The organism is Hyphomicrobium sp. B1, from assembly GCF_049532635.1.
Lineage (GTDB): Bacteria > Pseudomonadota > Alphaproteobacteria > Rhizobiales > Hyphomicrobiaceae > Hyphomicrobium_B.
The window spans coordinates 1,440,772-1,464,069 of sequence record NZ_CP134871.1 but is presented as its reverse complement, the minus strand read 5'-3'; the positions used below and the strand labels follow the sequence as shown (position 1 = coordinate 1,464,069).

Annotated in this window: 24 protein-coding genes; 10 read left to right on the top strand and 14 right to left on the bottom strand. The window is 58.1% G+C overall.

All coding sequences use genetic code 11. The annotated features are described in order from the left end of the window. Positions 1–54 precede the first annotated feature (54 nt). Both RLW55_RS07140 and RLW55_RS07135 read right to left on the bottom strand, forming a co-directional pair. Entirely contained in the window at positions 55–1,206 is a 1,152-nt protein-coding gene (locus RLW55_RS07140; protein ID WP_423415988.1) for a ceramide glucosyltransferase, read from the bottom strand. A gap of 163 nt (positions 1,207–1,369) precedes the next feature. After that, positions 1,370–1,630 carry a hypothetical protein gene (locus RLW55_RS07135; RefSeq protein ID WP_423415987.1) on the bottom strand — a complete coding sequence of 87 codons (261 nt, stop codon included), beginning with the start codon at positions 1,628–1,630 and terminating at the stop codon, positions 1,370–1,372. 883 nt (positions 1,631–2,513) lie between these two features. Here RLW55_RS07135 and RLW55_RS07130 point away from each other — a divergent pair. From RLW55_RS07130 to RLW55_RS07090, 9 genes are all read left to right on the top strand, one after another. Then, entirely contained in the window at positions 2,514–2,708 is a 195-nt protein-coding gene (locus RLW55_RS07130) for a hypothetical protein (protein ID WP_423415986.1), read from the top strand. A 96-nt stretch (positions 2,709–2,804) separates the two neighbouring features. Further along, entirely contained in the window at positions 2,805–4,202 is a 1,398-nt protein-coding gene (locus tag RLW55_RS07125; RefSeq protein ID WP_414464577.1) for a UDP-glucose dehydrogenase family protein, read from the top strand. A gap of 185 nt (positions 4,203–4,387) precedes the next feature. Beyond that, positions 4,388–6,484, top strand: coding sequence for a flagellar biosynthesis protein FlhA (gene flhA / locus RLW55_RS07120; RefSeq protein WP_013949896.1), 2,097 nt, complete (start codon positions 4,388–4,390; stop codon positions 6,482–6,484). Next, complete coding sequence (locus RLW55_RS07115) at positions 6,481–7,245, top strand: flagellar biosynthetic protein FliR (protein ID WP_409561298.1); 765 nt, start codon at positions 6,481–6,483, stop codon at positions 7,243–7,245. Before flhA ends, RLW55_RS07115 begins: the two co-directional genes overlap by 4 nt. Continuing rightward, positions 7,238–7,654, top strand: coding sequence for a hypothetical protein (locus tag RLW55_RS07110; RefSeq protein ID WP_409561299.1), 417 nt, complete (start codon positions 7,238–7,240; stop codon positions 7,652–7,654). Before RLW55_RS07115 ends, RLW55_RS07110 begins: the two co-directional genes overlap by 8 nt. A 30-nt stretch (positions 7,655–7,684) precedes the next feature. Further along, a complete protein-coding gene (locus tag RLW55_RS07105; RefSeq protein ID WP_423415985.1) occupies positions 7,685–8,056 on the top strand; it encodes a rod-binding protein in 372 nt (123 codons plus the stop codon). A gap of 2 nt (positions 8,057–8,058) precedes the next feature. Next, positions 8,059–8,550, top strand: a complete 492-nt coding sequence (locus RLW55_RS07100; RefSeq protein ID WP_409561301.1) for a hypothetical protein — start codon at positions 8,059–8,061, stop codon at positions 8,548–8,550. Then, complete coding sequence (locus RLW55_RS07095; protein WP_414464127.1) at positions 8,547–9,002, top strand: flagellar basal body-associated protein FliL; 456 nt, start codon at positions 8,547–8,549, stop codon at positions 9,000–9,002. The genes RLW55_RS07100 and RLW55_RS07095 overlap by 4 nt, the downstream gene beginning before the upstream one ends. After that, the gene (locus RLW55_RS07090) at positions 8,999–9,556 is read left to right on the top strand and encodes a hypothetical protein (protein ID WP_423415984.1); all 558 of its coding nucleotides are present in this window, start codon (positions 8,999–9,001) and stop codon (positions 9,554–9,556) included. Before RLW55_RS07095 ends, RLW55_RS07090 begins: the two co-directional genes overlap by 4 nt. Before the next feature lies 1 nt (position 9,557). On the opposite strand, the gene RLW55_RS07085 is transcribed toward RLW55_RS07090, so the two are convergent. The 11 genes from RLW55_RS07085 to RLW55_RS07035 form a co-directional block, all read right to left on the bottom strand. Then, positions 9,558–9,953: a hypothetical protein gene (locus tag RLW55_RS07085; protein WP_414464129.1), complete on the bottom strand. Its 396-nt coding sequence runs from the start codon at positions 9,951–9,953 to the stop codon at positions 9,558–9,560. Between the two features lie 23 nt (positions 9,954–9,976). Continuing rightward, on the bottom strand, positions 9,977–10,519 hold the full coding sequence (locus RLW55_RS07080) for a chemotaxis protein CheD (RefSeq protein WP_409561305.1): 543 nt from the start codon (positions 10,517–10,519) through the stop codon (positions 9,977–9,979). Beyond that, the gene (locus tag RLW55_RS07075; RefSeq protein WP_409561306.1) at positions 10,516–10,905 is read right to left on the bottom strand and encodes a response regulator; all 390 of its coding nucleotides are present in this window, start codon (positions 10,903–10,905) and stop codon (positions 10,516–10,518) included. The genes RLW55_RS07080 and RLW55_RS07075 overlap by 4 nt, the downstream gene beginning before the upstream one ends. Positions 10,906–10,917: 12 nt before the next feature. Next, positions 10,918–11,961 carry a protein-glutamate methylesterase/protein-glutamine glutaminase gene (locus RLW55_RS07070; protein ID WP_423415983.1) on the bottom strand — a complete coding sequence of 348 codons (1,044 nt, stop codon included), beginning with the start codon at positions 11,959–11,961 and terminating at the stop codon, positions 10,918–10,920. After that, on the bottom strand, positions 11,958–12,848 hold the full coding sequence (locus RLW55_RS07065; RefSeq protein ID WP_409561308.1) for a CheR family methyltransferase: 891 nt from the start codon (positions 12,846–12,848) through the stop codon (positions 11,958–11,960). The genes RLW55_RS07070 and RLW55_RS07065 overlap by 4 nt, the downstream gene beginning before the upstream one ends. Then, positions 12,845–13,312, bottom strand: a complete 468-nt coding sequence (locus RLW55_RS07060) for a chemotaxis protein CheW (protein ID WP_409561309.1) — start codon at positions 13,310–13,312, stop codon at positions 12,845–12,847. Before RLW55_RS07060 ends, RLW55_RS07065 begins: the two co-directional genes overlap by 4 nt. Positions 13,313–13,317: 5 nt before the next feature. Then, a complete protein-coding gene (locus RLW55_RS07055) occupies positions 13,318–15,513 on the bottom strand; it encodes a chemotaxis protein CheA (protein WP_423415982.1) in 2,196 nt (731 codons plus the stop codon). A gap of 17 nt (positions 15,514–15,530) precedes the next feature. Beyond that, the gene (locus RLW55_RS07050) at positions 15,531–15,896 is read right to left on the bottom strand and encodes a response regulator (RefSeq protein ID WP_024276535.1); all 366 of its coding nucleotides are present in this window, start codon (positions 15,894–15,896) and stop codon (positions 15,531–15,533) included. After that, positions 15,893–16,315 carry an STAS domain-containing protein gene (locus RLW55_RS07045; protein WP_423415981.1) on the bottom strand — a complete coding sequence of 141 codons (423 nt, stop codon included), beginning with the start codon at positions 16,313–16,315 and terminating at the stop codon, positions 15,893–15,895. The genes RLW55_RS07050 and RLW55_RS07045 overlap by 4 nt, the downstream gene beginning before the upstream one ends. Further along, the gene (locus tag RLW55_RS07040; RefSeq protein ID WP_423415980.1) at positions 16,315–18,648 is read right to left on the bottom strand and encodes a methyl-accepting chemotaxis protein; all 2,334 of its coding nucleotides are present in this window, start codon (positions 18,646–18,648) and stop codon (positions 16,315–16,317) included. The genes RLW55_RS07045 and RLW55_RS07040 overlap by 1 nt, the downstream gene beginning before the upstream one ends. A 526-nt stretch (positions 18,649–19,174) precedes the next feature. Then, complete coding sequence (locus RLW55_RS07035) at positions 19,175–19,465, bottom strand: PilZ domain-containing protein (protein ID WP_423415979.1); 291 nt, start codon at positions 19,463–19,465, stop codon at positions 19,175–19,177. A 405-nt stretch (positions 19,466–19,870) separates the two neighbouring features. On the opposite strand from RLW55_RS07035, the gene RLW55_RS07030 reads away from it, so the two are divergent. Beyond that, complete coding sequence (locus RLW55_RS07030; protein WP_423415978.1) at positions 19,871–22,021, top strand: putative bifunctional diguanylate cyclase/phosphodiesterase; 2,151 nt, start codon at positions 19,871–19,873, stop codon at positions 22,019–22,021. A 46-nt stretch (positions 22,022–22,067) separates the two neighbouring features. Here RLW55_RS07030 and RLW55_RS07025 read toward each other — a convergent pair whose 3' ends face one another. Then, entirely contained in the window at positions 22,068–23,177 is a 1,110-nt protein-coding gene (locus RLW55_RS07025; RefSeq protein ID WP_414464135.1) for a GGDEF domain-containing protein, read from the bottom strand. Between the last annotated feature and the right edge of the window lie 121 nt (positions 23,178–23,298).

Genomic DNA, 23,298 nt, shown 5'->3' with positions numbered 1-23,298 from the left:
GGCCTTGCAAGCCGCGATAGGGTCCGTTTCAGACCGGACTCTGAACTTTCTGATTCAGATCTTATTGGTGACTGCGAGTTCGCGGTTCTGCTCGGCGACGCTCATATCGTTGCCGCGCCAGACGAAGGTGTCTCCCACCCAGCCCTCGACCCAGAGTACAGGCAAAAGCGCATCGCGTAGAAGCCACGTAAATGGCGAATGCCACCGCAGATGCCAGCCCGCAACGTGTGCCAACAAGACTTCGGCACCCAACCAAAGCGACAGCAGCCCAGCGAGCGCCATTAACGGATCAACGTCGAAGGCCGTTGCGGCGACGGCGGCAGCGGCGGCAGGCAGAGTGCAGCCGGAAAGTATTTCCGGCGCATAGAACAAGGGGAACGTTGCACGACGCAGTCGCGCCCAGCGCACTTGCCGATCCCAGACTTGAGCCCTGGTTCGCAGGCCCAGCGGCTGCTCGAACGGGCGATCTACGAGCCGGACGTCAAGACCATGAGAGCGGACGATCTTGGTAGCGGCAGCGTCTTCGGCAATCTCGGCGCCCAACGCTTCGATGCCACCAGCATCGTCGAGGATATCGCGGCGCCAAAGCATCGACTTGCCCTGAGCAAATCCGAATCCGATCGTATCGGCCGCGCTTTGCCAGCGAGCCTGATAGGTGTTGAGGAATGCGCATTCGAGTTCAGCCCAAAAACCGATCGGTCGACTTCCGATGGGCGGCGAACAGACGAGGCCCACACCCGGCGTGAAACTCTGGAACAGATCGTCGAGGTAGTGCGCGGGCATCAGGACATTGTTGTCCGCCAGAACGATCCACCGATGGCGTGCGGCCGCCCATCCTTTGACGATGTTGTTGAGCTTAGGATTGCTGGTTGGCCGATCATCGCCGATCAACAGGCGGGCCTGGATATGCGGGTATTCGGCGATCAGCTTGCGAACAAGCGGTACGGCCGCATCATCTTCGCGAGCCGCGCAAAATATAACCTCATAGTCCGCGGCTTTCAGTTCGAATGTCGAACGCAATGTCATTTCATCGAAATGATCGACACCGCAAACCGGACGCACGATGCTGACCGGCTCAACATTTGTCGCACGCGATCGGCTACGTGGCGCCGATACGCGGTAGAGTGTCAAGGCGACCGTCAAAAGGTGGGTGGACACCGCCAAAATGCAGAAGACAAGAGCCGCCGTCGTCACGAGATCGGCCATAGCTCCTCCGTCGACAAGAATGAACCCGCTGCATTTCAAGATTCATTGAAACATTGACGACGGTTGCACGACAACTCTGCGACATCCAATAAGAATGCCCCAAAGTTGTAGCTCATCCACACTTTTGTCGCGTGAACTGCGAACGGTCTGCGCGCTGCGAGATTTATGATTTCGGCGGGCTGGCCATGCGGCGCACGGCAGTGGTCGACAAGTAGGCGCCAACAAAGGCCGCCGCGCAAAGGCTGATCACGCCGGGCAAGCCGTCATTCAAGTTGGCAGCCAAAAGCCCTTCGTAGGCGATCGCCGCGCCGATAACGCCGCCGATCGCTGCGATAACAGTGTTGGAAACGCCGCGAAGCGACAAACCGTAGAGAATGCCCACAATCAGGCCCGGATACATCGAAGGCCAGAAATGATCGTCCATAATTCCCCTCCCAAGCTTCACTAGCCTGCAGCTAACACCCGCGCCGCCAGGAAGGGGTTGATACCAGTCAATGACAGCCGGGACGAGATGGCCGCGCAGACGACGTCTGGTCGCGGTTGATCTCAACTCGGAGAAAAGGAGACCGGCAGCGCCGAGTTGGCACCGCCGGCCTCAAGTCCTGTTCGCGGACGCAGCGATCAGGTCCAGGGAGCGAAAAAACATTACGGGTCCGCGCTTCCTAATCCGCCTACAAATCGGGCGATGGGCCGACGGGCGCGAGTTCGGACACGGGATCCGATAACGGTTCATCGCGTGACGCTGCGACGATCAACGAGGGCCTTTCGTTGCCACGAACGCGAGTTCTCGGCTGGTGGCCCGAGAAATCTTGCTCATGCTCTGGTGCAACGATGCGATATCGCTTTTCCGTCATAGCCCGACGCCTCTCGCAGCAGCTGCCCGGCCTCGAAAATGGCGCCGGGCCGATGCGTGCGCGATAGCTGCTCTTTCTGCCAGGAACGGATTGGCGAAGCGGCGTCCCTCAAGGGCGTCGTAAGCTGCTAACGCTGAGTGAAAGAGGTATTCGCGTTCTCCGTCCTCTCGAATGACTAGACCGGCTTGATCGTCTCCAACTTCGATGACGTATGATTTTGACATGTCTTCTTGTTCGCCGGCAGTGGCCAGCGTCCTCTGAATGATTGCGATTGGGGAATAAAAACGCCGTTTTCTGAGCGGTTTTGCGCGCTCAACAGCGGCAGAGACAACAGCTCATCCGACAACCGACGTTCATCGTCGTTTCGTGAGGAGAAAGACAGTCAAAGTTCGTCTGTTTCATAGCGGTCTCCAGTGGCGGAGCCCACGAGTGCGTCGTGGAGCTTAGCGTTTGATGACGCGGCGCAAGTCTCATCGAAATCACCGCGGCGAGCACGCCAATCTTGCCCGCAAGAGCCATAAGACGCTGTTCGGCACGCCGGATCAAATAAGAAGACGTGCAATGCTTAGAACCGTGCTGATGAATAAGCGCCATGCACGGAGCTTGCGACTTTTTTTCAGCATCGAGCTTAGCGTCATAACGCAATGATATTGCGCAGTTTTACCAACCCGTCAGAATGCAGGGCGTTCGCCGGAAATATGGGCTGGCGGTGTTCGCCGTTTGGTGGAATATCGTCCCTGTGGGATACGAGGGATTGCGACTATGAAGATCTGTATGATTGGAGCGGGCTACGTCGGTCTTGTTTCGGCGGCGTGCTTTTCCGATTTCGGCTGGACGGTCACCTGCGTCGACAAAGATCCGGACCGGCTGGCAGATCTCAAAGCTGGGCGCTCCCCGATCTATGAACCCGGCCTCGATGATCTCATGGAGCGGAATATCAAGGCCGGGCGCCTGCTATTTACGGAGAAGCTGGGTCCGGCTGTCGCCGACGCCGATGTCGTCTTTCTGGCTGTCGGCACGCCAATGCGCCGGGGCGACGGATACGCCGATCTCTCCTATGTCTTCACGGCCGTCGAGGAAGCAGCGCCGTACCTTCAAGACTTCACTGTCGTGACGACAAAATCGACGGTGCCCGTCGGAACGAGTCGCGAAATCGAACGCCGTCTCAAAGCCAAGCGGCCGGACGCCGATGTGGCTGTCTGCTCCAATCCGGAATTCTTGCGCGAGGGATCGGCGATCCAGGACTTCACGCATCCCGATCGCGTTCTGGTCGGGACCGACGACGAGCGTGCGCGCGAGGTTATGGGACGCCTCTATAAGCCGCTGGCGCTGCGCGGTTCGTCCGTCATGTTCGTCGAACGCGAATCGGCTGAGCTCGCGAAATACGCGGCGAACGCCTTCCTGGCGCTCAAGATCAGCTTCATCAACGAAATTGCCGATCTGTGCGAGAGCGTGGGAGCCGACGTGCAGGAGGTCGCATCGGCTATCGGCAAGGACCGTCGCATTGGCGATAAGTTCCTGCATCCGGGGCCGGGTTATGGCGGGTCCTGCTTCCCGAAAGACGTCTCAGCGTTGATCCGAACTGCGCGGGAATTCAAGGCGCCAATCTCGATCATCGAGCAGGTCGAACGTGTCAATCATGAGCGCAAGCTGGCGATGGCCATCCGTATCGAGGAAGCCGCCGGCGGATCAGTGCGCGGCAAGACGATTGCGGTGCTTGGGCTGACGTTCAAACCCAATACCGACGACATGCGCGATGCGCCGAGCCTTGTCATCGTGCCGATGCTGCAAGAGCGTGGCGCAACGATTAGGGCCTGCGATCCGCAAGGACGCCGCCAAGCGGAGCCTCTGCTTCCAGGCATCACCTGGTGTGAGAACGCGAACGAGGCGGCCGAAGGCGCCGACATCCTGGTGGTCGTCACGGAATGGAACGAGTACCGCGCACTCAATCTTGAGGCCATCAAAGCGCGCATGACCGGCAATACCATCGTTGACCTCAGAAACGCGATCGACGCCGAAACGGCGCGTAGCCTCGGCTTCAATTATTCCGGCATCGGCCGAGGGAACGCCGCAGCCGAGATATCCGAACCGAGGCCGCGACCGCTGTCTGCGGACCTGCATTCGGCGCAAGCCGCAAAATAGGCGCCCCCGGCGTCCGACGCGCCTTGAGTTGCGGATGTCACTCTCTGCGATCGGCTGAGTCATCCTATTGACGCGGCCGGAATTTCGAGAATTTTTGTATTTTTCTCCGCTGTCCATGATCCGATGACGACCTCGCGCAAGCTTCGGGTAGGAAGCTCGCCCCAAAGCGCGAGGGATCTCTTTTCATGGCTGCGACGAAAACCGCCGCTCAGGGTGGCATCGATTTAGGCTTGGGTCAGCGCGATGCCGGCCTGGCTGTCGGCATCGTCGGCATCCTGACCATTCTCTTTCTGCCACTCCCTGCCTTCATGATGGACCTGGGGCTGGCGCTTTCGATTGCGCTGGCCATTGTCATCTTGATGGTTTCGTTGTGGATACGACGTCCGCTGGAGTTCTCGGCGTTTCCGACGATTCTACTTATCGCGACGCTGCTGCGATTGTCGCTCAACGTCGCGACGACGCGACTTATTCTTTCGCAGGGCGCCGAGGGGCCGGGCGCGGCCGGACACGTGATCGCCGGTTTCGCTCAGTTCGTCATGGGCGGCAATTTCGTTATCGGCATCATCGTCTTCATCATTCTGGTAACGGTGAATTTCGTCGTCATCACCAAGGGCGCAACGCGTATCGCCGAAGTCGGCGCGCGTTTCACCCTCGACTCGCTGCCCGGCAAGCAGATGGCCGTCGACGCCGACTTGTCGTCTGGCTCGATCGACGAAAAAGAAGCCATCCGCCGACGCAAAGAACTGGAAGAGGAAAGCCAGTTTTTCGGCGCCATGGACGGCGCTTCGAAGTTCGTGCGCGGTGACGCCATCGCGGGACTCATCATTACGGCCGTCAATATCTTCGGCGGTATCATCATCGGCATAACGCAACACGACATGCCGTTTGAAAACGCCGTCGACACCTTCGTCAAGTTGTCCGTCGGCGACGGCCTCGTCACGCAGATGCCGGCTCTCATCGTTTCGCTCGCGGCCGGCCTTCTGGTCTCAAAAGGCGCGACACAGGGGTCGACAGAAGGCGTCATCGTCAGCCAGCTCGGCAACTATCCGCGCGCGCTGATGGTGGCTGGCGGCGTCATGTCCATCCTCGCGTTGGCGCCGGGTCTGCCGCTGCTGCCGTTTGCGGCCATCGGCGGTCTGCTTACCTTTATCAGCGTGGGACAGCTTCGACAGAAAGCAGCCGCGGAGCGCACTGCGGAGCAGGCGAAAGACGCTGCACAGGTCCCGTCGGCCGATGAGCAATCGCGTCAGTCCATCCGCGATCAACTTAAGACCACCGAAATCGAGATCTGCTTTGGCAAGCAAATCTCAACGGTTCTTATGCGTCCGACCGGCGACCTGCCGCAGCGCGTCGCCAAGATGCGCCGGAAGTTCGCGAAGCAATATGGGTTCGTCGTTCCGGAAATCCGTCTCTCGGAAGACCTGTCTGTGCCGACGAAAAGCTATCAGATCAAAGTTCACGGCACGGTCGTCGCGAGCGCCGAGCTTCGTCTCGGCGACGTACTTGTCGTCGTCGGCGATGGTCCGAAGCCGGAAGCTCCAGGTGACGAGACGCGCGAACCGGCGTTCGGCATGAAGGCCTTCTGGATTCCGGATATATTCACCAACGCGCTTAAACGCGATGGTTTCGTGCCGGTTGAAAATACATCGGTGTTGCTGACGCACGTGGCGGAAGTCATCCGCAACAGCCTCGCGCAGCTGTTCTCATATCGTGATCTCCGGGCGCTGCTCGAACGCCTCGATCCGGAATATCGCAAGCTGCTCGATGAAATCTGCCCGACGCAAATCTCATATTCCGGCCTGCAGAGCGTTCTTAAAATGCTCCTCGCCGAACGCGTTTCGATCCGGAATCTGCATCTCATCCTCGAAGCCGTCGCAGAGATCGCGCCGTTTACGCGCAAGGCGGAGCAGATTTCCGAGCATGTTCGCATGCGGCTTTCGACACAGATTTGCGGCGATCTCAGCGAAGGCAACTATCTCAAGGTCGTGCGCCTTGGGAACAAATGGGAACTCGCGTTCCATCAGGCATTGAAGCGCGACGCCAAAGGCGAAGTCGTCGAATTCGATATCGAGCCGCGCCTGATCGAGCAATTTGGAACAGATTTGGCTCGCGTCGTGCAGCCGCTCATGGATGCCGGACATCAATTCGTGCTCGTGACCGCCGCCGAAACGCGCCCATATGTTCATACCGTTACCGAGCGCCTCTACGGCACGCTACCCGTTCTTTCGCATTTGGAAATCAGCCGGGGCGTCCAGATCCAGTCGCTCGGCGCGATCTCATGACGGAACTGACACATCAAACACTGCTTGTTCCGTTTGTCGTATTCTGCCGTGTCGGCGCTTGCTTCATGGTCTTGCCCGGCATTTCGAGCGAGCGCATTCCAGTGCAGCTTCGTCTCTTCGCGGCGATTGCTGTCGCGCTTGCGATAACGCCCTTGGTGTTTGATGCGGTCCAGCCGGCCACGACGGAAACGTCCGGCAATCTCCTTTCTCTGATCGGCATCGAAACTCTGACCGGCATTCTTCTGGGCTTCCTTGTGCGCGTTCTATTCTTAGCGCTCGAGTTTGCGGCGACAACGATGGCGAACCTTGCGGGCTATGGCTCGATCTTCTCGCATTCCGTCGACAACAACGATCCCTCATCACCCTTCAGCTCGATGGTGACGATGCCGGCCGTAGCGCTGTTCTTTATTACGGACCAGCACATCAACGTCATTCGCATGCTGCAGAACTCATATGTCGGGCTCAAAGTCGGCACGGCAATTGCCTCGCCCCCCAATCTGCAATTGATCGTCTCGAATATCGATACGGCCTTCCGCCTCACGATTCAGCTCAGCGCGGCACTCGTCGTTTATTCAATCACGGTCAACCTTGCGTTCGGCTTCCTGAACAAGATGGTGCCGCAGATCCCGATCTATTTCGTGTCTACGCCGTTCGTCCTGCTCGGTGGTCTCTTTATTCTTCTGCAGATCGACAAATCCGTATTGGAAATTTTCGCATCTCTCGTCTCTCAAGCTATCCAGAATATCGGTCAATATGGCTAGATCATCGAGCAAAGTACGCCGTCTCGTTGATCTCTTTCGCGATCTCGAGACGACAGAGCGGGCCAAGGTCGGCGAGCTAGCGCGGCAGGTCAACGATTTGCGCTCGGCGCAGGACGCTTTGCTGGCGCGGGTCGCCAATCCGACGCCCGAAACCGAACCGTTCCTGGCGCTCATGTCGCGTAGCATCGGCAATATGGACCGGCGCCTTCAACGCCTCGCGAGGGAGCACGAGGCTGCCGTCCGCCGCTATGCGCAAGCGGCAGGCCGCACCCACGGCGCATCCGAGTTACTTGCCGATGTTCGCGCCGAAGAAGCACGCAAATCCGAACAAAAAGACCTCGAAGCTTTGCTCGAATTCCAGCAATCCCTCGCCGCGCAAGGCCGGTGTAAGTCTCCGCGTTCAACCTGATACCGTCGCACACATTCCAACGATGATTTGATGTCGAGCATCCCACCCGTTTCAGCAGCAGATCAGGCCATTTGGGCCGCGAAGCAGAGCGTTCGGCTGACGTCGGCGAGCAATAGCCAGACTGCGCAGACTGCGACTTCGTCGACCCAAGTTCCGGCGAACGACGCGCGGCAGAAAAAGCTCAAAGAAGTGGGCCAGCAATTCGAGGCGCTCTATCTCCGACAGATGCTTGAGGAATGGCTGCCGAAAGATTCCGATGCGTTGTTTGGGGAAGGCACTGCGGGTTCGATATGGCGTTCCATGCTGGCAGACCATATGGCGACGACGCTGTCCAAATCGGGAACGATCGGAATTGCTCAAATGATAATGAAGCACGAGCCTGATGGCTCGAAAGGAAAGTAGATATGGGCACGCTCATTGCAGATGATAAAGCCGGCTCTTCTCAGTTCCCGGCTGGCGGTGCGGCCCGCACGAATAACCACGCTCGGGGCGACCGGCGCAATGCGCCACAACATCAGCCGCCGATGCACGATGCTGATGCCGCGCGCGCCGTCGTCTTTGCCGTGCTCAATCGCATCGAAGGGTATCTCGAGGAAGAGACGATCGCCCTCGACAAGGCGCCCAATTTCGATCTCAAGACATCAAACGATCGCAAGAGCCAGGGCCTCGTGGATCTCAATCATGCGATGCGGCGCTTGAAAAGCGACGACGTCAATGAAGATCTCGAATTGCGATTGCAGGTCTTTCGCGGCAAGCTCGCCGTCAATCTTCGGAAGATCCGCCTGCATCTTGATGCCGTAAAAGAAATCACGGCAATGCTGTCCGATGCGATCCAAAACGCCGAATCGGATGGCACATATACGCGCAATATCGGACCGATGCGGAGTAGCCCGTGATCCGATCGCTGGTCCTTGCACTCATCACTTGTCTGTCGACAATCGGCGGCCTTTATGGCGCGATGTCGTGGAAGGCGGCGGCGAAGGCCGCGAGCGCAAACGCCGAGCAAGGCCAATATCAAATGATGCGCACGCGCATGGTCAGCGTGCCGCTGCTGTCGAACGGCGAGGTTCTTGGTTACATCGTAACGCGCCTGCAGTTCCTCGCCGACACAAGTCTCTTGAAGATCAGCACGGTGCAGCCTGAGGCGTTCGTCGCGGACGAAGCTTTCCGACAAATCTACGAGAAAGCGCCGGAAGACATGAAGAGCGGGCGCAAACAAGTGATCAACGAGCTCGCCAATAACGTGGCCGCCGGCGCGAACAAGCGCATGGGGCGCGATGTCGTTAAAGACGTAATGATTGATAGTTGGGCCTATCTCTCCAAACAAGACATGATGAGAAAACTATGACAGCCATTGATACTGATTTCGGCTTCGATGCCGTTTTCCGGAAGTCTGCCGCCGAACTCAAAGTCCGTCTCACGCGCGACGTTGAACTTGGGATTAAACCGCAATCGGTTCGACGGCGCGGCAGTCTCGCCGCGTTCTCGGTTTTTGCCGGGCTTGGCGCGCTTTCGGTTGGCATCTTCATTATCGGCTGCTCGGCTCTTCGGTCCGATTCACCGGAAATCTGGATTCACCGATTGATGGCGCTGGCGATCGTGCAGAGCATCTTGATCGCCGCCGTTTCGATGAAAATTCTGCCGGTTCTCGAGCGCGGCCGTTCGCTGACGAAGGTTAGCGCAATGCCTCGGAGCGCACCGCCCCTCGAGCCGCCTCGCATGTCGCCGACGCCAATGCCGACACCGCCACCCTTGCCGTCGCCTCCCCAAGCGGTTATTGGCGGCCAACTCGCGGGACGCGAATTTCTGGAATACGACGACGGCTCGATCGAGATCGACACGCTTGTCGGGCGTCGCCGCTTCGCCTCGCTCGACGCTGCGCGGGAATTCGTCGGCGCTTAGCTCAACGAGGCATCGGCCAGCTATCGAAATCGTCAAAATCGCCGGTCGCGTTCTGGCTATCGGCTGTCTGCCCCGTCAACCGCTGGGCGACATCGGCGAGCTTGATCGTCTTCGCGGCGCTTGCGACATCGATTTTCCAGGCGGGCAGCGCGCTTTCAGAAAGGCCGTCCAGAAAATCGGCAATGGCGTCTAGGTTCTGGCAAAGCCGGTCCAGATTTTGCAGTTCGTAAATGGACTGCGAACCGCCGAATGCGCCGGCGACGACGAGATTGCCAATCAAATTCTGAAGATCCGCAGCCGAGCCAGCCAGCATCCGCACTTCGTCGGATGTCGTGCGCAGAACGTCGGGAACGGGCACGTTCACAGACTGCTGGAGTCCGCCGTTGTGGTTGTTCATTTTTATCCCCCAGCTTAGTGCCACTAAAAAAGTTCGAGTTCGCCGGCATTGTCGACGAGCGAGGCAACCGGCAGTTTCGCCGGCCGTTCGATCTCCGTCGGCCCCGTCAGCAGGATTTGCCGCGCGCGGCCGGAAACCGGCCAATACTGAATTCTGCGCCCCTGCGCACCCCCAGTGCTGCCACCGACATAGGTGATGCCTTCGGCCTTGAGAAAGCGCATCGCGAAGTCGGCGTTGTTCTTGCCGATGTCGGAGCGTGATCGCACTGTTCGGGCGCCCCCGAACACCTTGGCTTCGAGGCGTTCGCGTCGTGCGCCGGCTTTCAGCAGTCCGTTCACGAGCAGCTCCATAAGATGGACGCCCATGCGTTCGGCCTGCTGTGTGCTCCCAAGCTCACCCGGCAGCAGAAAGTGATTGATCCCACCGACACCCGCCAGCGGATCGCGAATGCACGCTGCCACACACGATCCAAGGATCGTCGTCACCATGACATTGCGGTCGTCAGTGACGAAGAACTCGCCCTGGATGATGTGGATCCGCTTTTCCGCTGTGGACGCGGTAGTCATGTCAGCTTACCAACCACGGCCTCGATGCAGGTCTTCAATTGCGGGACTGAAAAGGGCTTTGCGAGAAAGTTGTTTAGCCCCCACTTCCTGCCTTCATCAATCAGCGCTTTGTCGCCTTTGCCCGTCACCAGAATGAAGCCAACCTTGCTTGTTGGGGCATGCTGGCGGAGCGCGCGAAGAAGCTGAATGCCGTCGATTTTCGGCATGTTGAAGTCCGAGATAACGAGGTGGCAGGGCGCCGTCATCATCATCTTCAGGCCTTCTTCGCCATCCTTCGCAACCTTGAACGACTTCAATCCGATCTGATCGAGTCCGTCCGTCAGAAGCGCTCGGCTGACCGACGTATCGTCGACAACCAGAATCGATAATTGCTGCATTGCGGGCATAGTGAAGGCCTCCTAGTGATTCTTGTTCTTGGACGTTTCTACAATGATGGCCGAAGCCAATTTATCGAGCGGGAGTTGCCTTTCCACGGCGCCCATTTCAAAGGCGGCTTTGGGCATGCCGTAGACGATGCAGCTGGCCTCGCTTTGTCCGAAGGTCTTTGCGCCTGCCTGGCGCATCGAGAGCAGGCCGGCGGCGCCGTCTTTACCCATGCCGGTCAGGATCACGCCAATTGCGTTGGCTTTGCAGGTCTTCGCAACGGACTGAAAAAGAACGTCAACCGATGGACAGTGACCGTTGACGCGGTCGGCAGTCTTCAATCGGCAGCGAAGATCCGCCGTGATTTCAAGGTGCTGCGTACCGCCCGGTGCAAGGAAAACGTGTCCGGGAAGAAGCTTGGCCCGGTCGGTCGCTTCTTGAACTTTCGGCGCACACTGCCTGTCGAGTCGCATTGCAAAGCTGCGTGTGAACGTCGGCGGCATATGCTGCGTGATGACGGTCGGCGGACAATTTTCAGGAAACTGAGAAAGGAGCGCCATGAGCGCTTCGACGCCGCCCGTCGAAGCACCGATGGCGATGATGCGGCCATCGGGCTGATAGGACTCATGCGGCGCACGGGCATTTGAAGCCTCCGGCGCATGGACGTCCGATTTGACGAGCGGACGGACACGCGCCGACGCTGCGATCTTGACCTTGTACGGAAGCTCTTCGAAGCTGTGCTCGTTGCCGGGACGCGGCTTCTCGATACAATCGACCGCGCCGATTTCGAGCGCCTGGATTGTCTCGTCGGCGCCTCGGCCCGTCAACGTCGAGACCATGATCACCGGCATCGGCCGCAGACGCATGATCTTCTCGAGAAAATCGAGTCCGTTCATGTTAGGCATCTCGACATCGAGCGTGATGACGTCAGGATTGAGCGCTTTGATGGCCTGACGCGCCTGAATTGGATCTTCGGCCTGCCCGACGACTTCGATATCGGGATCTTTGGTCAACGCCGTTGCGATTAGCCCTCGCATCGTCGAAGAATCGTCGACCACAAGGACTTTTACCTTCTTCATGACGTCTTGCCGCCTTTCTTACGATAGGTCGTGATGCCGTCAGCCAGCAGCACTGCGGCGGCAGGTCCTGCGACACGCTCGGAATGACCGATGTAAAGGGTGCCATCGTCTCGCAACATCCGCGCCAATCGTCCCCAGATCGCGCTTTGCGTTTCGCGATCGAAATAGATCACGACGTTTCGACAGAAGATCGCGTCGAACGGTCCGTGAAATGGCCACGACCCCATCAGATTGAGTTCGCGGAACGACACGAGAGAGCGTGCTTCCTCAGCGACGCGCATGATGCTGTTATCGCCACCAGGCGCCGCTTCGAGCCACTTGCTCCGAAGGTTCGATGGAATGTCCTGCAGTTCTTCTTTCTGATAGCAGGCCGCCTTACCACGAGCGACGACGTGCGGATTGAGATCCGTCGCCAGAATACGGATATCGAGAGATGCAGCCTCCGGCAGCACGGATAGCACCGTCAGAGCCATCGAATAAGGTTCCTGGCCGCTGGAACAGGCCGCCGACCATAGCCGAACGCGTTTGCCGCGGCGCGCGGCATCGGCCAATGGCGCGATGATTTGGGTGCGGAGATGTTCGAAATGATGGGGTTCGCGGAAGAATCGCGTGACGTTGGTCGTTAGCGCAGCGATCATGCTGTTGCGCTCGTCGTCATTTTCACGGACGGCGGCGCAATAATCGGAAAATGTCGAGATGCCGAGGGCGCGCAGGCGCTTGGCCAGACGCGAATAAACGAGGGTTGCCTTCGACTGCGGCAGGTCGATACCCGCTTCTTCCTTGGCGATGCGTGCGATCTCACGAAAGTTTGCATCGGAAAATGCAAACTCTCCCGTCACGAGCGCGCCCGACGGCGCCGCGGCAGATCCTCGCGGCTCCGGCGTCATGCGGCAGCCTTTTCGCTGATTGGCAGAACACAATCCAACGCCACGATGCTGATCATGCGCCCGTCAACAGGATACACGCCCTTCACAAACGTCTTTGCAAGGCCCGAAGCGATATCCGGTGTCGGCTGCATTGCAGCTTCGGAGACTGTCAAGATATCCGACACGGCGTCAACGAGAAGGCCGATGACCTGCTGATGGACTTGAACGACAATGATGACACTCCGCGGCGTGGGCTCGGTCAGGCCCAGCCCGAAGCGCATCGCGAGATCGACAATTGGCAATACCGCACCGCGCAGATTGATGACGCCGCGAACATAGGGCGGCGCATGGGGCAGCGGCGTGGCCTGCGTCCAGCCCCGAATTTCGCGCACGCCCATAATGTCGATACAGAATTCCTGATCGCCGACGCGAAACGCGACGAACTCGCGATTGACGTTGTTGGCGGGGGAGCTTGCGTCTTGCATGGTTGTTATCCTCCTGTCCCGTAGCGCAGATCATCGCTTCGAAGGGTATCGAATGAGCTGGTAAGCAAGGCGTCCACATCGAGAATGAGCGCGACGCGACCGTCTCCGAGAATGGTTGCCGCTGCGATTCCAGCGACCGTCCCGTAGTTCGTCTCAAGGCTTTTTATGACGACCTGGCGTTGATCCTGGATCGAATCGACTAGAAGAGCATTGCGCGTGCCGCCGTCGGTTTCGACCAGGATCGCGACACTGTTTTCGGGATCGGCCGGCGTATCGCGAAATCCGAGCTGGGTGCCAACGTCGATGAGAGGAACGAACGTGTTCCGGATCGACATCACCCGGCCGTCTTTGCCAAGTCCGTGAAGCTCGGCCTTCTTCGGCTTCAACGTCTCGACAATGGCGGTGAGCGGCACGACAAGCGTCTGACCGGCAACAGAGACGGCCATGCCGTCGAGGACCGCCAGCGTCAACGGCAAACTCATCGAGAAAGTCGAACCCTGTCCCGGCCGCGATGAAATGGCAATGCGCCCGCCGAGCGCAACGATCGACCGCTTGACCACGTCCATGCCGACACCACGACCGGAAATGCTCGATATGGTTGCGGCGGTCGAGAAGCCCGGCAGGAACAACAGATTGTCGATGTCGTTATCGGACAGTTGCACGTCAGGCGAGATCAAGCCCTTCTTGATTGCCGAGGCACGCACTTTCGGACGGTCGATACCGGCACCGTCGTCGGATATTTCGATCACGATCCGGCCCGAGCGATGCGCGGCGCTCAAGCGAATGGTTCCTTCAGGCGGCTTTCCCGCAGCAATGCGGGCTTCCGGCGTTTCAATGCCGTGATCCACCGCGTTGCGGATCATGTGCGTCAAAGGCTCGGCGAGTCGCTCGACAACCGTCTTGTCGACCTCAGTCGCTTCGCCCTCCGTCTTGAGGCGGACCTGCTTGCCCGTCGCATCCGCCACTTCGCGAACAATGCGCGACATGCGCTGGAACAGCGGCTTCACCGGCTGAGCGCGGATCGCCATCACGCTTTCCTGGATTTCGCGCGTCAGCTGCTCGAGCTCTTCAAGGCCGATGACGATCGATGACGATCCTGCGAGGTTCGCTTCGACGACGCGCTGCGACAGCATCGCCTGGTTGATCACCAGCTCGCCGACGAGATTAATCAGGCGATCGACGCGATCGAACTCGACTCGGATCGTGGTTTGCGCGGGAACGGCAGCCGCTTTTGGGGTTTCCATCGCCTGCGCGGCCTGCGGAGTGGGTTCAGGCGCGGCGACCTGCTCTGCAGGCGTGTCTGCTTGCAGTTCCAATTGCGGTACAGCGGCTTTGAATCCCGCGTCCGGTATTTCCTCCACAGGCGCTTCAGCTTCGGGCGGGGATGAGCTTCCAAGCGCCTTGGCGAGCAGCGCAGCTATGTCGGCGTCGGAAACGCCGGGCTGGCCATCCGTCTCAATGTTGATTTCCGCTTCGCCGTCGACAAATTCGAATACTTCGCGAACGGCCTCAGTGGGTTCTTGCGATGAGAGTTTGATATCCCAGGCGAGATAGGCGCCTTCGGCCTCGATGGCTTCGAGGTCGGGAACGGCCGTTGCATCGCACGAAACTTCGATGCTGCCGAGACGGGACAATTCCCGAATGATGAGCGCCGCTTCGTTGGCATTGGCATAGAGCTCGGGGCGCGGCACAAACCGAATGCGATATTCGTGCAGCGGCGGAGCTTCCGGCTCCGTCGCAATGGCCGGCATCTCGAAATCTATAACCGACGGCTGGAAGTCTATGACTTCTTCAACGTCCTCTTCTTCGTTGGCGGCCGTCAGCGCTTTGACCTCGGCAGCGACTGCCGCATACGACGATTCGTCGATGTCTGTGCCGTCGCGCGAAGCTTCCACAAGATCGGCCAGGACGTCGGCGGCACGGAGCATCGGCTTCATCACATCCGCCGTCGGCGCCAGCTTACCACTGCGAACGTGATCGAGCGCCGTTTCGAACGTGTGTGCGAACTGCACGAGCGCAGTCAGCTTGAATGCGCCGGCACCGCCCTTGATCGAATGTACCGCCCGAAAGACGGCGTTGACTGTTTCTGAATCCGCATTGCCCTCGTCCATTGCGAGCAGGCCAGCCTCCATTTCGGAGAGTTGCTCCTCGCACTCCTGGAAGAAAGTCTGGCGGATAGCGGCCATCGTATCGACGGTCATTGCACTTCTCTTTTATTTTATGCCGCGACGCGCCGAATGGCTGCGATCAACTTCGTGGGTTCGAAGGGCTTGACGATCCAGCCCGTGGCTCCGGCTTCCTTAGCGCGCAGCTTTTTGGCGGCATCGCTCTCGGTCGTCAGGACGAGAATCGGAACGCGGCGATAGCGGCTGTCCTTGCGAACGGCTTCTATCAATCCAAAACCATCCATCTTCGGCATGTTGATATCAGTGACGATGACGTCAGGTGTCGCCGTCTGCAGGACTTCGAGACCGTGGACACCGTCTTCAGCCTGCAGGACGTTGTATCCCGCTTCGGCCAGCGCCATTCGCAACATGTCACGCATGGTTCGAGAGTCGTCGACGGTGAGTATTGTCTGTGTCATCCGGCCATTCCTTCGAGAAAGATCTGCTCGCGCGTCAGTCCGACAAGTGTGATCGTGTCGAGAAACTCGCTGCTGGGATTCGTTACCGCATAGCTATGCCCGTCAGCCTGCCAAGTCTGTGCAGCCGCGATCAAGATCTGGACCGCCTGCATACCCGTTCGGCGCACCTGCCCGGCATCGACGACCAACGGCGAACCGCGGCGTTCCAACAGCATGTTTCTCACCGATATCGCACACGCCGAATCGAGTGTTTCCGGCAGCAACAACGGCTCAGAAATCGTTGCTTCGGGAAGAACTGCGACCGAGGTTTCGGCCTCCTCGCTCAGCACCGCCTCTTGCGCCGCTTTCGCTGCCGGCGCTTTGCGCTGGCCGGTTTTAGCAGCCTTCGCGCGTGCCGGTTGTGCCCTCTTTCTTGCCATTAAAATTCCTCCCAGCCCGCATCAGCTGCTGCGGCTACACTGTGACGGCTACCGCCACCGGCGGCCGCTTTCATTTTTGCGGCGGCCTGCGCAAGACGAGCAACCGGCTTCGGCTGCTGCTCGCGACGCGGCGTCAATTCGACGACCGTGTCTGCACCCGTCCGGAAGCGGCTGACGAGACGCACCAGCTCTTCAGTCTGCTGGGCGAGCGTCTGCGTGGCTGCCGTTGCTTCCTCGACCATAGCGGCGTTCTGTTGGGTGACTTGATCCATCTCGTTGACGGCCGTGTTGACCTGTTCGAGACCGTGCGCCTGCTCGTTGGCGCTTGCCGCGATTCCCGTGACGATCTCGTTAATTTCTCCGACCTGAGAAACGATGCGCGTCAGAGCCTGACCGGTTTCGCCGACCAATTGCACGCCCTGCGCGACCTGGCCGGTCGACGCGGAGATCAATCCCTTGATCTCCTTCGCAGCCTCGGCGGACCGTTGCGCCAGAGCGCGGACTTCCGAAGCAACGACAGCGAATCCACGACCCGCATCACCTGCACGCGCCGCCTCGACGCCGGCGTTAAGCGCGAGAAGATTGGTTTGGAATGCGATCTCGTCGATGACGCCGATGATCTGGCTGATCTGCTTGGAGGACGTCTCGATACCGTTCATTGCAGCGATCGCTTTGCGAACGATCTCGCCGCTCTTTTCGGCATCCGACTTTGCGACAGAAACCGTATCGCGAGCATGCGTTGCACCTTGTGCCGTCTTGCCGACGGTATCGGTGATTTCCTTGACCGCAGCAGCCGTCTCTTCAAGGCTCGCCGCCTGGTTCTCGGTGCGACGAGACAAATCATCGGACGCTTGCGAAATTTCTTCGGTGCCGATTCTGATGCTGCCAGCGCCCTTTTTCACGAGTTCGATCGTGCTCTTGAGCTGTGAGGCTGCCGTATTAAAGTCTCGCTTCAGCTTTTCGAATTCCGGAGCGAATTCGGCATAGACCGTCGTTTCAAGATTCCCGTCCGCAAGCTCGGAGAGCGCCGTTCCAAGAGATGCGACGACGACGTTGATCTGGTTCTCAGCCTCGATCTTTCCAGATTGAGCCGCTTCAAGTTGACCCATCATCAGGTTCATCTGGTTGATGATGGCTTCGTACTCGCTGATGACATTCTCGGTAATGCGATGCGTGAAATCTCCGCTCGCAATACGTTCCGCTGCAGAGGTGAATGCTGCCATGAAGCGTTCGTGCTCACGGGCGTAGTGCTCACTCTGTTCCTGCTGTTCCTTGGCCGCCGAAACAATCGAATCCGTCATCGATTTGTTTTCCAGCAAGGCTTCCTTGAAGCGTGACAGGGCGCCAGCGATCTTGCCATTCTCATTGGTGTCAGCGAGATAAGGAATGGTTGCGGTCAGGTCCTTGTGGCTCAGCTGCTCCATGGAGCGGACGAGATTGGAAAGCCGGAGTGACGTCCCTCTCGAAATGAGAGCAACTAGAACGATTGCGAGGATCGTTGCCGACACCAAAAGGCCGAGCGTCCAGTAGAGCGCGCTTGATTCAGCGTTCACGCGCCGCTGGGCAATCTGAAGGAAGGTCTCGCCGAGCGAACTCGCCACCGCTCCGATCATGTCGTTGGCATCGGAGAGAGAAGCTTGGAACGCGCCGCCCAGTGCCGTTCGCTGATAGTTCGCAGCTTTGATCTGCGCAGCGATGCCGTCAAGCTTCGCCACGAGCTGTGCAGGCTCATCCCCAATGGCGCGCTTGAGTTCACCCGTTGCATCCTCACCAAACAGTTTGCGCAACGAGGCCTTCAACTTGGCGTTGGTGCGTGACAGCACGGCATAATTCATCGCCAAATCAGTTTGATCGCCCGCGGTGGCCTGCGTCGAAAGCGTATCCTGCAATTCAACGATTGCCTGCTTCACGCCCGAGAGGCGCTGAATAAAGATATCCTGAGCATAAAAACCGTCGTCCGACGCGTCCGTCGCAAGGCCGGACGCATTTGCGATCTGATCCAAAAGCTCGAAGCCGTTGTGGGCCTGCTCGCTCACCGTCTTGGCATTTTCGAAAGCGCCAAGCGCCGATCCAACCCCAAGCGCTTTTGCTGCGCTTGCGAGCTCATCGCTCTCTCGGCCCGTCACCACTCCGTCCTTGCTGGTGGGCATCTTCGCCCAAACGGCCGACGCGAGCTTGGCACCCTCAATTTCGCGATCGACCACGCCGATGTGCCGGAACGTATTATCTGCATAGAGATAAAGTTGAGCCAGCGACGGAATAAGAAAAACCGAAGCGATTAGCACAAGCCGACGGGGCATCGACCACTTGCTATTAATATACTCAACGACCATGGCGTGCTTCTCTCCTCGTATTTTTTCGTATTCGTTTTGAGATGGACCGGCTTTCGCCTTTGACGGTGGGAGGACGAATTTCGTTTTCGTGGGCTAACGACCGACTATGCGCGCACGACTTCATTCGCCGCGATCCACGTGCGCGAGCGAGCGATGACGTTTCGGATATCGAAAGATGCGCAGCAACGACCGGCAAATGCCGGGCGCAATCGACCATTGCCCATGAAGGGTGTTCCTGCTCGAATAGGCCGGAACATGTCGGATCTAAACCGACACGGCTGCGCGGCGTCATGCCTTTGATTGCTTAATCAAGCTGCCGTGCGATAACCGTATTCGGCAATGCTATCGAATTCGTTTACGACGTAAATTTATTTCTCATTAATTGAATAAATATCGAAATATCACCAAAGCTCTAATTTCGCCCCAATAAGGAACTTTTGTAGCACCCTCTTAACCTCGCGGCTCGGCACAATTTCTAATTCGCCAAACCTTGAATCATTTCAGGCAATTGCCGACTCGCGGCGCACTATTTCTTAACCCATGACAATCGGCGCGGCGGCTTGATATAGCGCAGGCCGACGATGCCCGCGTCGACCCGAACAACACGGCATCGGACAATCAAATCGCCGCTCGGCACTTCGAAAAAAAATTCGCCGGTCAATAAATTCGGATTCGGCACTTTAATCTTAGCGCCGCCCTCCGAAAGATCGAGAATGGTACCGTCAATACGTTGACCATCGTCAAGCACGACGGTACCCGGCTTGAAAACCGTGCGCCGGCCGAATTGCCTCTGATCTTTTGGACGTTCTATCGCCAAGTTGCTGACCTATTTTCTGCGTGATTGACGCATTTGGTACACTTGCATCTACGCTCATTACGATGGCGCCGACGCGCCTCTGCCGCAAACGCACCTACTGTAGAGCCAGCCTTCTATCTGCCCTGGTGATTTGAGGGCTTTCGCGCACCAAAACACATATCCGTATACCGACGAGTTATGAACAACCTGATTCGCCCGGAAATCGGATAATCGGACCTTAAGAGATTTAAGACCAATTATGCGAATAGATGAGGTCTGTCAGTTTCAGAACTGGCAAAATGTAAAATAATGTGGACGTGACGCGCCGACGCATGGTCGGCATGATAAAATGGGAAAGTTGGGCCCGCTCGAAATCCGAACGCGAGGGATTTCGTTCAGTATTCGGCCAGAATGTAAACGGGCGGGATGATGCGGGGCTCAGCAGCTAAGGGCGTTACGGCTTTCAAGCCCAGCGAACGTACGCAAACTGCTGCGGCTAAGAAAACAGCCCGCAAGGCAAAACCTGCGGCCGCCCCTCCTAGCCTGTCAGGAAACGCCAAAGCGCTGGCGTCAGCGCTCGATCCTTTCGGCTGCGTATCGATCACAGACAATGAAGGTCGCATCATTCATGTGAATGACGCGTTCGTACGGATCAGCCGCTATGCGCGCGAAGCGCTCTTGGGGCAAAACCATTCAATCTTGAGTTCAGGCCATCATTCCCGCGCATTCTGGAGCGCGGCTTATGAAGTTCTCAACCGCGGTGAAACTTGGCATTCACGCATTCAAAATCGAGCCAAAGACGGAACTCTCTATTGGGTCGACGCGACCCTTCGGCCGCTCAAGGGCCGGAGCGGACGCGTCACGGGGTTTGTGTCGCTTCAGGTGGAGGCGTCTGCCCCCGTCGAAACCCACGTCGCGCGGCCGAATAATGATGTGTTGCTGCAGGCTGTAGCTGAAAGCTTTCCTGGCGGCCTAACTATTTTCGATCGCGATCTGCACATGGTGCTGATCAACGAACGACAAAAGCAGCTTTTGGAATATCCGGACGCTCTCTTTAAACGCGGTCTTCCAACTCTTGAGGATCTTTATCACTTCAATGCCGAGCGCGGCGAATACGGGCCGGGAGAAACTGAGAAGCAAATCCGCTCTCGCTTCGATCTCACGACGAAAGGTGAGTCGCAAGTGTTCGAGCGGCGCCGGCCCAACGGCACATGCCTTGAAGTTCGCAGCACGCCGCTTACCGACGGCGGGTTTATCGTTGCCCACTTTGATATTACCGAACGCAAACGCGACCAGGAAACCATTGGGCGCCTTGAGCATCAGGACGCACTAACCGGACTACCCAATCGCACGCTGTTTCAAGAGCGCGTGCGTTCTGCACTTGCGCAAGCCAAGGGCGGCTGGGCGCTCGCCATTCACTGCCTCGATCTCGATCGCTTCAAGTCGATCAACGACACTCTCGGCCATCATGTCGGCGATGCGCTGCTGTTTGCAGTCGGAGAACGGTTAAAAAGCGAAGTCCGTGATACCGACACGGTCGCACGGATCAGCGGCGATGAGTTCGCCATTATTCAGATGGCGCCGCAATCCATCGAAGAAGTCGAATCGCTCGCAAAGCGCATCCTTTCGGCGTTTGCAGAGCCCTTCGAACTCGGGGACAATACACTTACCGTCGGTACAAGCATCGGGATCGCGGTCGGCCCGTCCGACGGGAACGATGCCGAGAAGCTACTGACGAATGCCGACATGGCGCTCTACCGGACCAAATCCGTGCGGCGCGGAAGCTTCGGCTTCTTCGAACATTCGATGCATGAGCGCCTGCAGAAGCGTCACCAGATCATCATGGGACTGCATGAGGCGATTGCGAACAGCAAATTCGAACTTCACTACCAGCCGATCGTAAACGTCAAGACGCGGCGCATCGTCGGTTGCGAAGCTCTGATACGCTGGTCGCATCCGGTCCGCGGAATTATTCCTGCGTCCGAGTTCATCCCGATTGCGGAGGAATGCGGGCTTATCGGCCAAATTGGCGACTGGGTTTTGAAGCGCGCGTGTGCGGAGGCGAGCCTCTGGCCCGATGACATCTGGGTTGCCGTCAATATCTCCCCGGCTCAGTTTCGCGAGCCAGACCTTGTCGAGAAAGTCACCAACGCTGCAAAGAATATACCGCTGTCCCGTGTGATCCTGGAGATTACTGAAACGCTCCTCATGAAGGACCGTGACACGGCTTCCGCGACGCTTGAAACGCTTCGGAAGATGGGGGTTCGCTTTTCGATCGACGACTTCGGTACAGGATTTTCTTCGCTGAGCTATTTACAGGACTTTCCGTTCGACAAAATCAAAATCGACCGGTCGTTCGTGTCGGCGGTCGCGAACATCAAGCGATCAGCGACACTTCGCAGATCAATCATTCAGCTCGGATATAATCTTGGAATGACGAGCGTCGCAGAGGGCGTCGAGACTGAGCAGCAGCTTGAGCGACTGCGAGCAGAGGGCTGCGTCGAGGCGCAGGGCTTTCTTTTCTCGCGGGCCGTGCCTGCGGCGAAGCTCAGGACGCTGTTCGCCAATCCGCTTTAAGAACGCTGTAATCCGTCAGTGTCTAAGCGAAGCTCTTTCAACCGACTTACTCGTCGACGACAACACGATTACGTCCTGCCGCTTTCGCTTCGTACAATTTGGAATCTGCGCGATCAAGGAAATCGTCGTATTCTTCGCCTTGCCGCAATTCGGCGATGCCGAACGATGCCGTCACCTTCCCGATTGGCTGCCCCGTGCGATGATGCATCCATTTCTTAGACTCGAGCTCACCGCGCATTTGCTCGCCGAGATTTCTGGCGCCCGCGAGCCGCGTTTGAGGCAGAACGACGATGAATTCTTCACCACCATACCGAGCCGCCGTGTCTCTGCCCTTGATATTCTTGGAGAGGAGTTCCGCGAAGCGCCGCAGGATCTCGTCGCCGACTGCATGGCCGAACGTGTCATTGATGCGTTTGAAGTGATCGACATCGGCCATGATGATGCTGAGCGGTTCCTTGGCGTGCGCCGCCGCTTCCACTTCTTTGGGAAGATGAACATCCAGCCAGTGCCTGTTTTTCAGTGATGTCACCGCGTCCAGCATGCCTAATCGATGGCTGTCACTCAGACTGACGCGCAGCTTATCGATTTGCACCTGCGACTGCTGAAGCCGGTTGTTAAGCTCGTTGACCTCGGTCTGCACCTTTTTGTTTTCGCTGATGAGGTACTGGATGATCGCCCGGATACCATCTGGCGACGTCGAAGAAACGAGACCATCAGCGGCTTTCGTCAACGATTCCGAATGAGATCCGCTCAAATCCAGATGCTGCTTCAAGAGGCGCATCACGGACGACATTTCGTCGTCGAGTTCTTTGCCGACTTTTTCGAGCCGATCCGAGAGGCCCTCGTCCGCCTCTCGTTGCGTAGGCCTGCGATCGATGAACTTCCAGGCGCCCCAAGCGAAGCTCATACAGCAGGCCGTGACTAGTCCGAAAAGAAGCGCCAGTCCGAAAGGATGGGCTCCAAGACGAACGATACGACCTCTTGCATCGACCTCGGCTATTTGCCAGGAAACATCGGACCAGCTCAGAAGCGATGCTAAATCGCCATCAGAGCGCATCGAAATGTTCCACACGAGAAACGTGCAAGCGATGGCCGCAAGGCTTGCCAACATGAAAGCCGCGGACGACGGTAGCTGCCGGAGTGCAAATGTGCTCATGCTTCGTGCTCGGCTCGAATTGACGGAACTCGCAACCCAATCGGACGTGTTTCCTGCGGCAAAGACGCGGCGACGCTCAATGAAGAGTGGAACTTCCCGGCAATGAAGCCGACGGCACTAA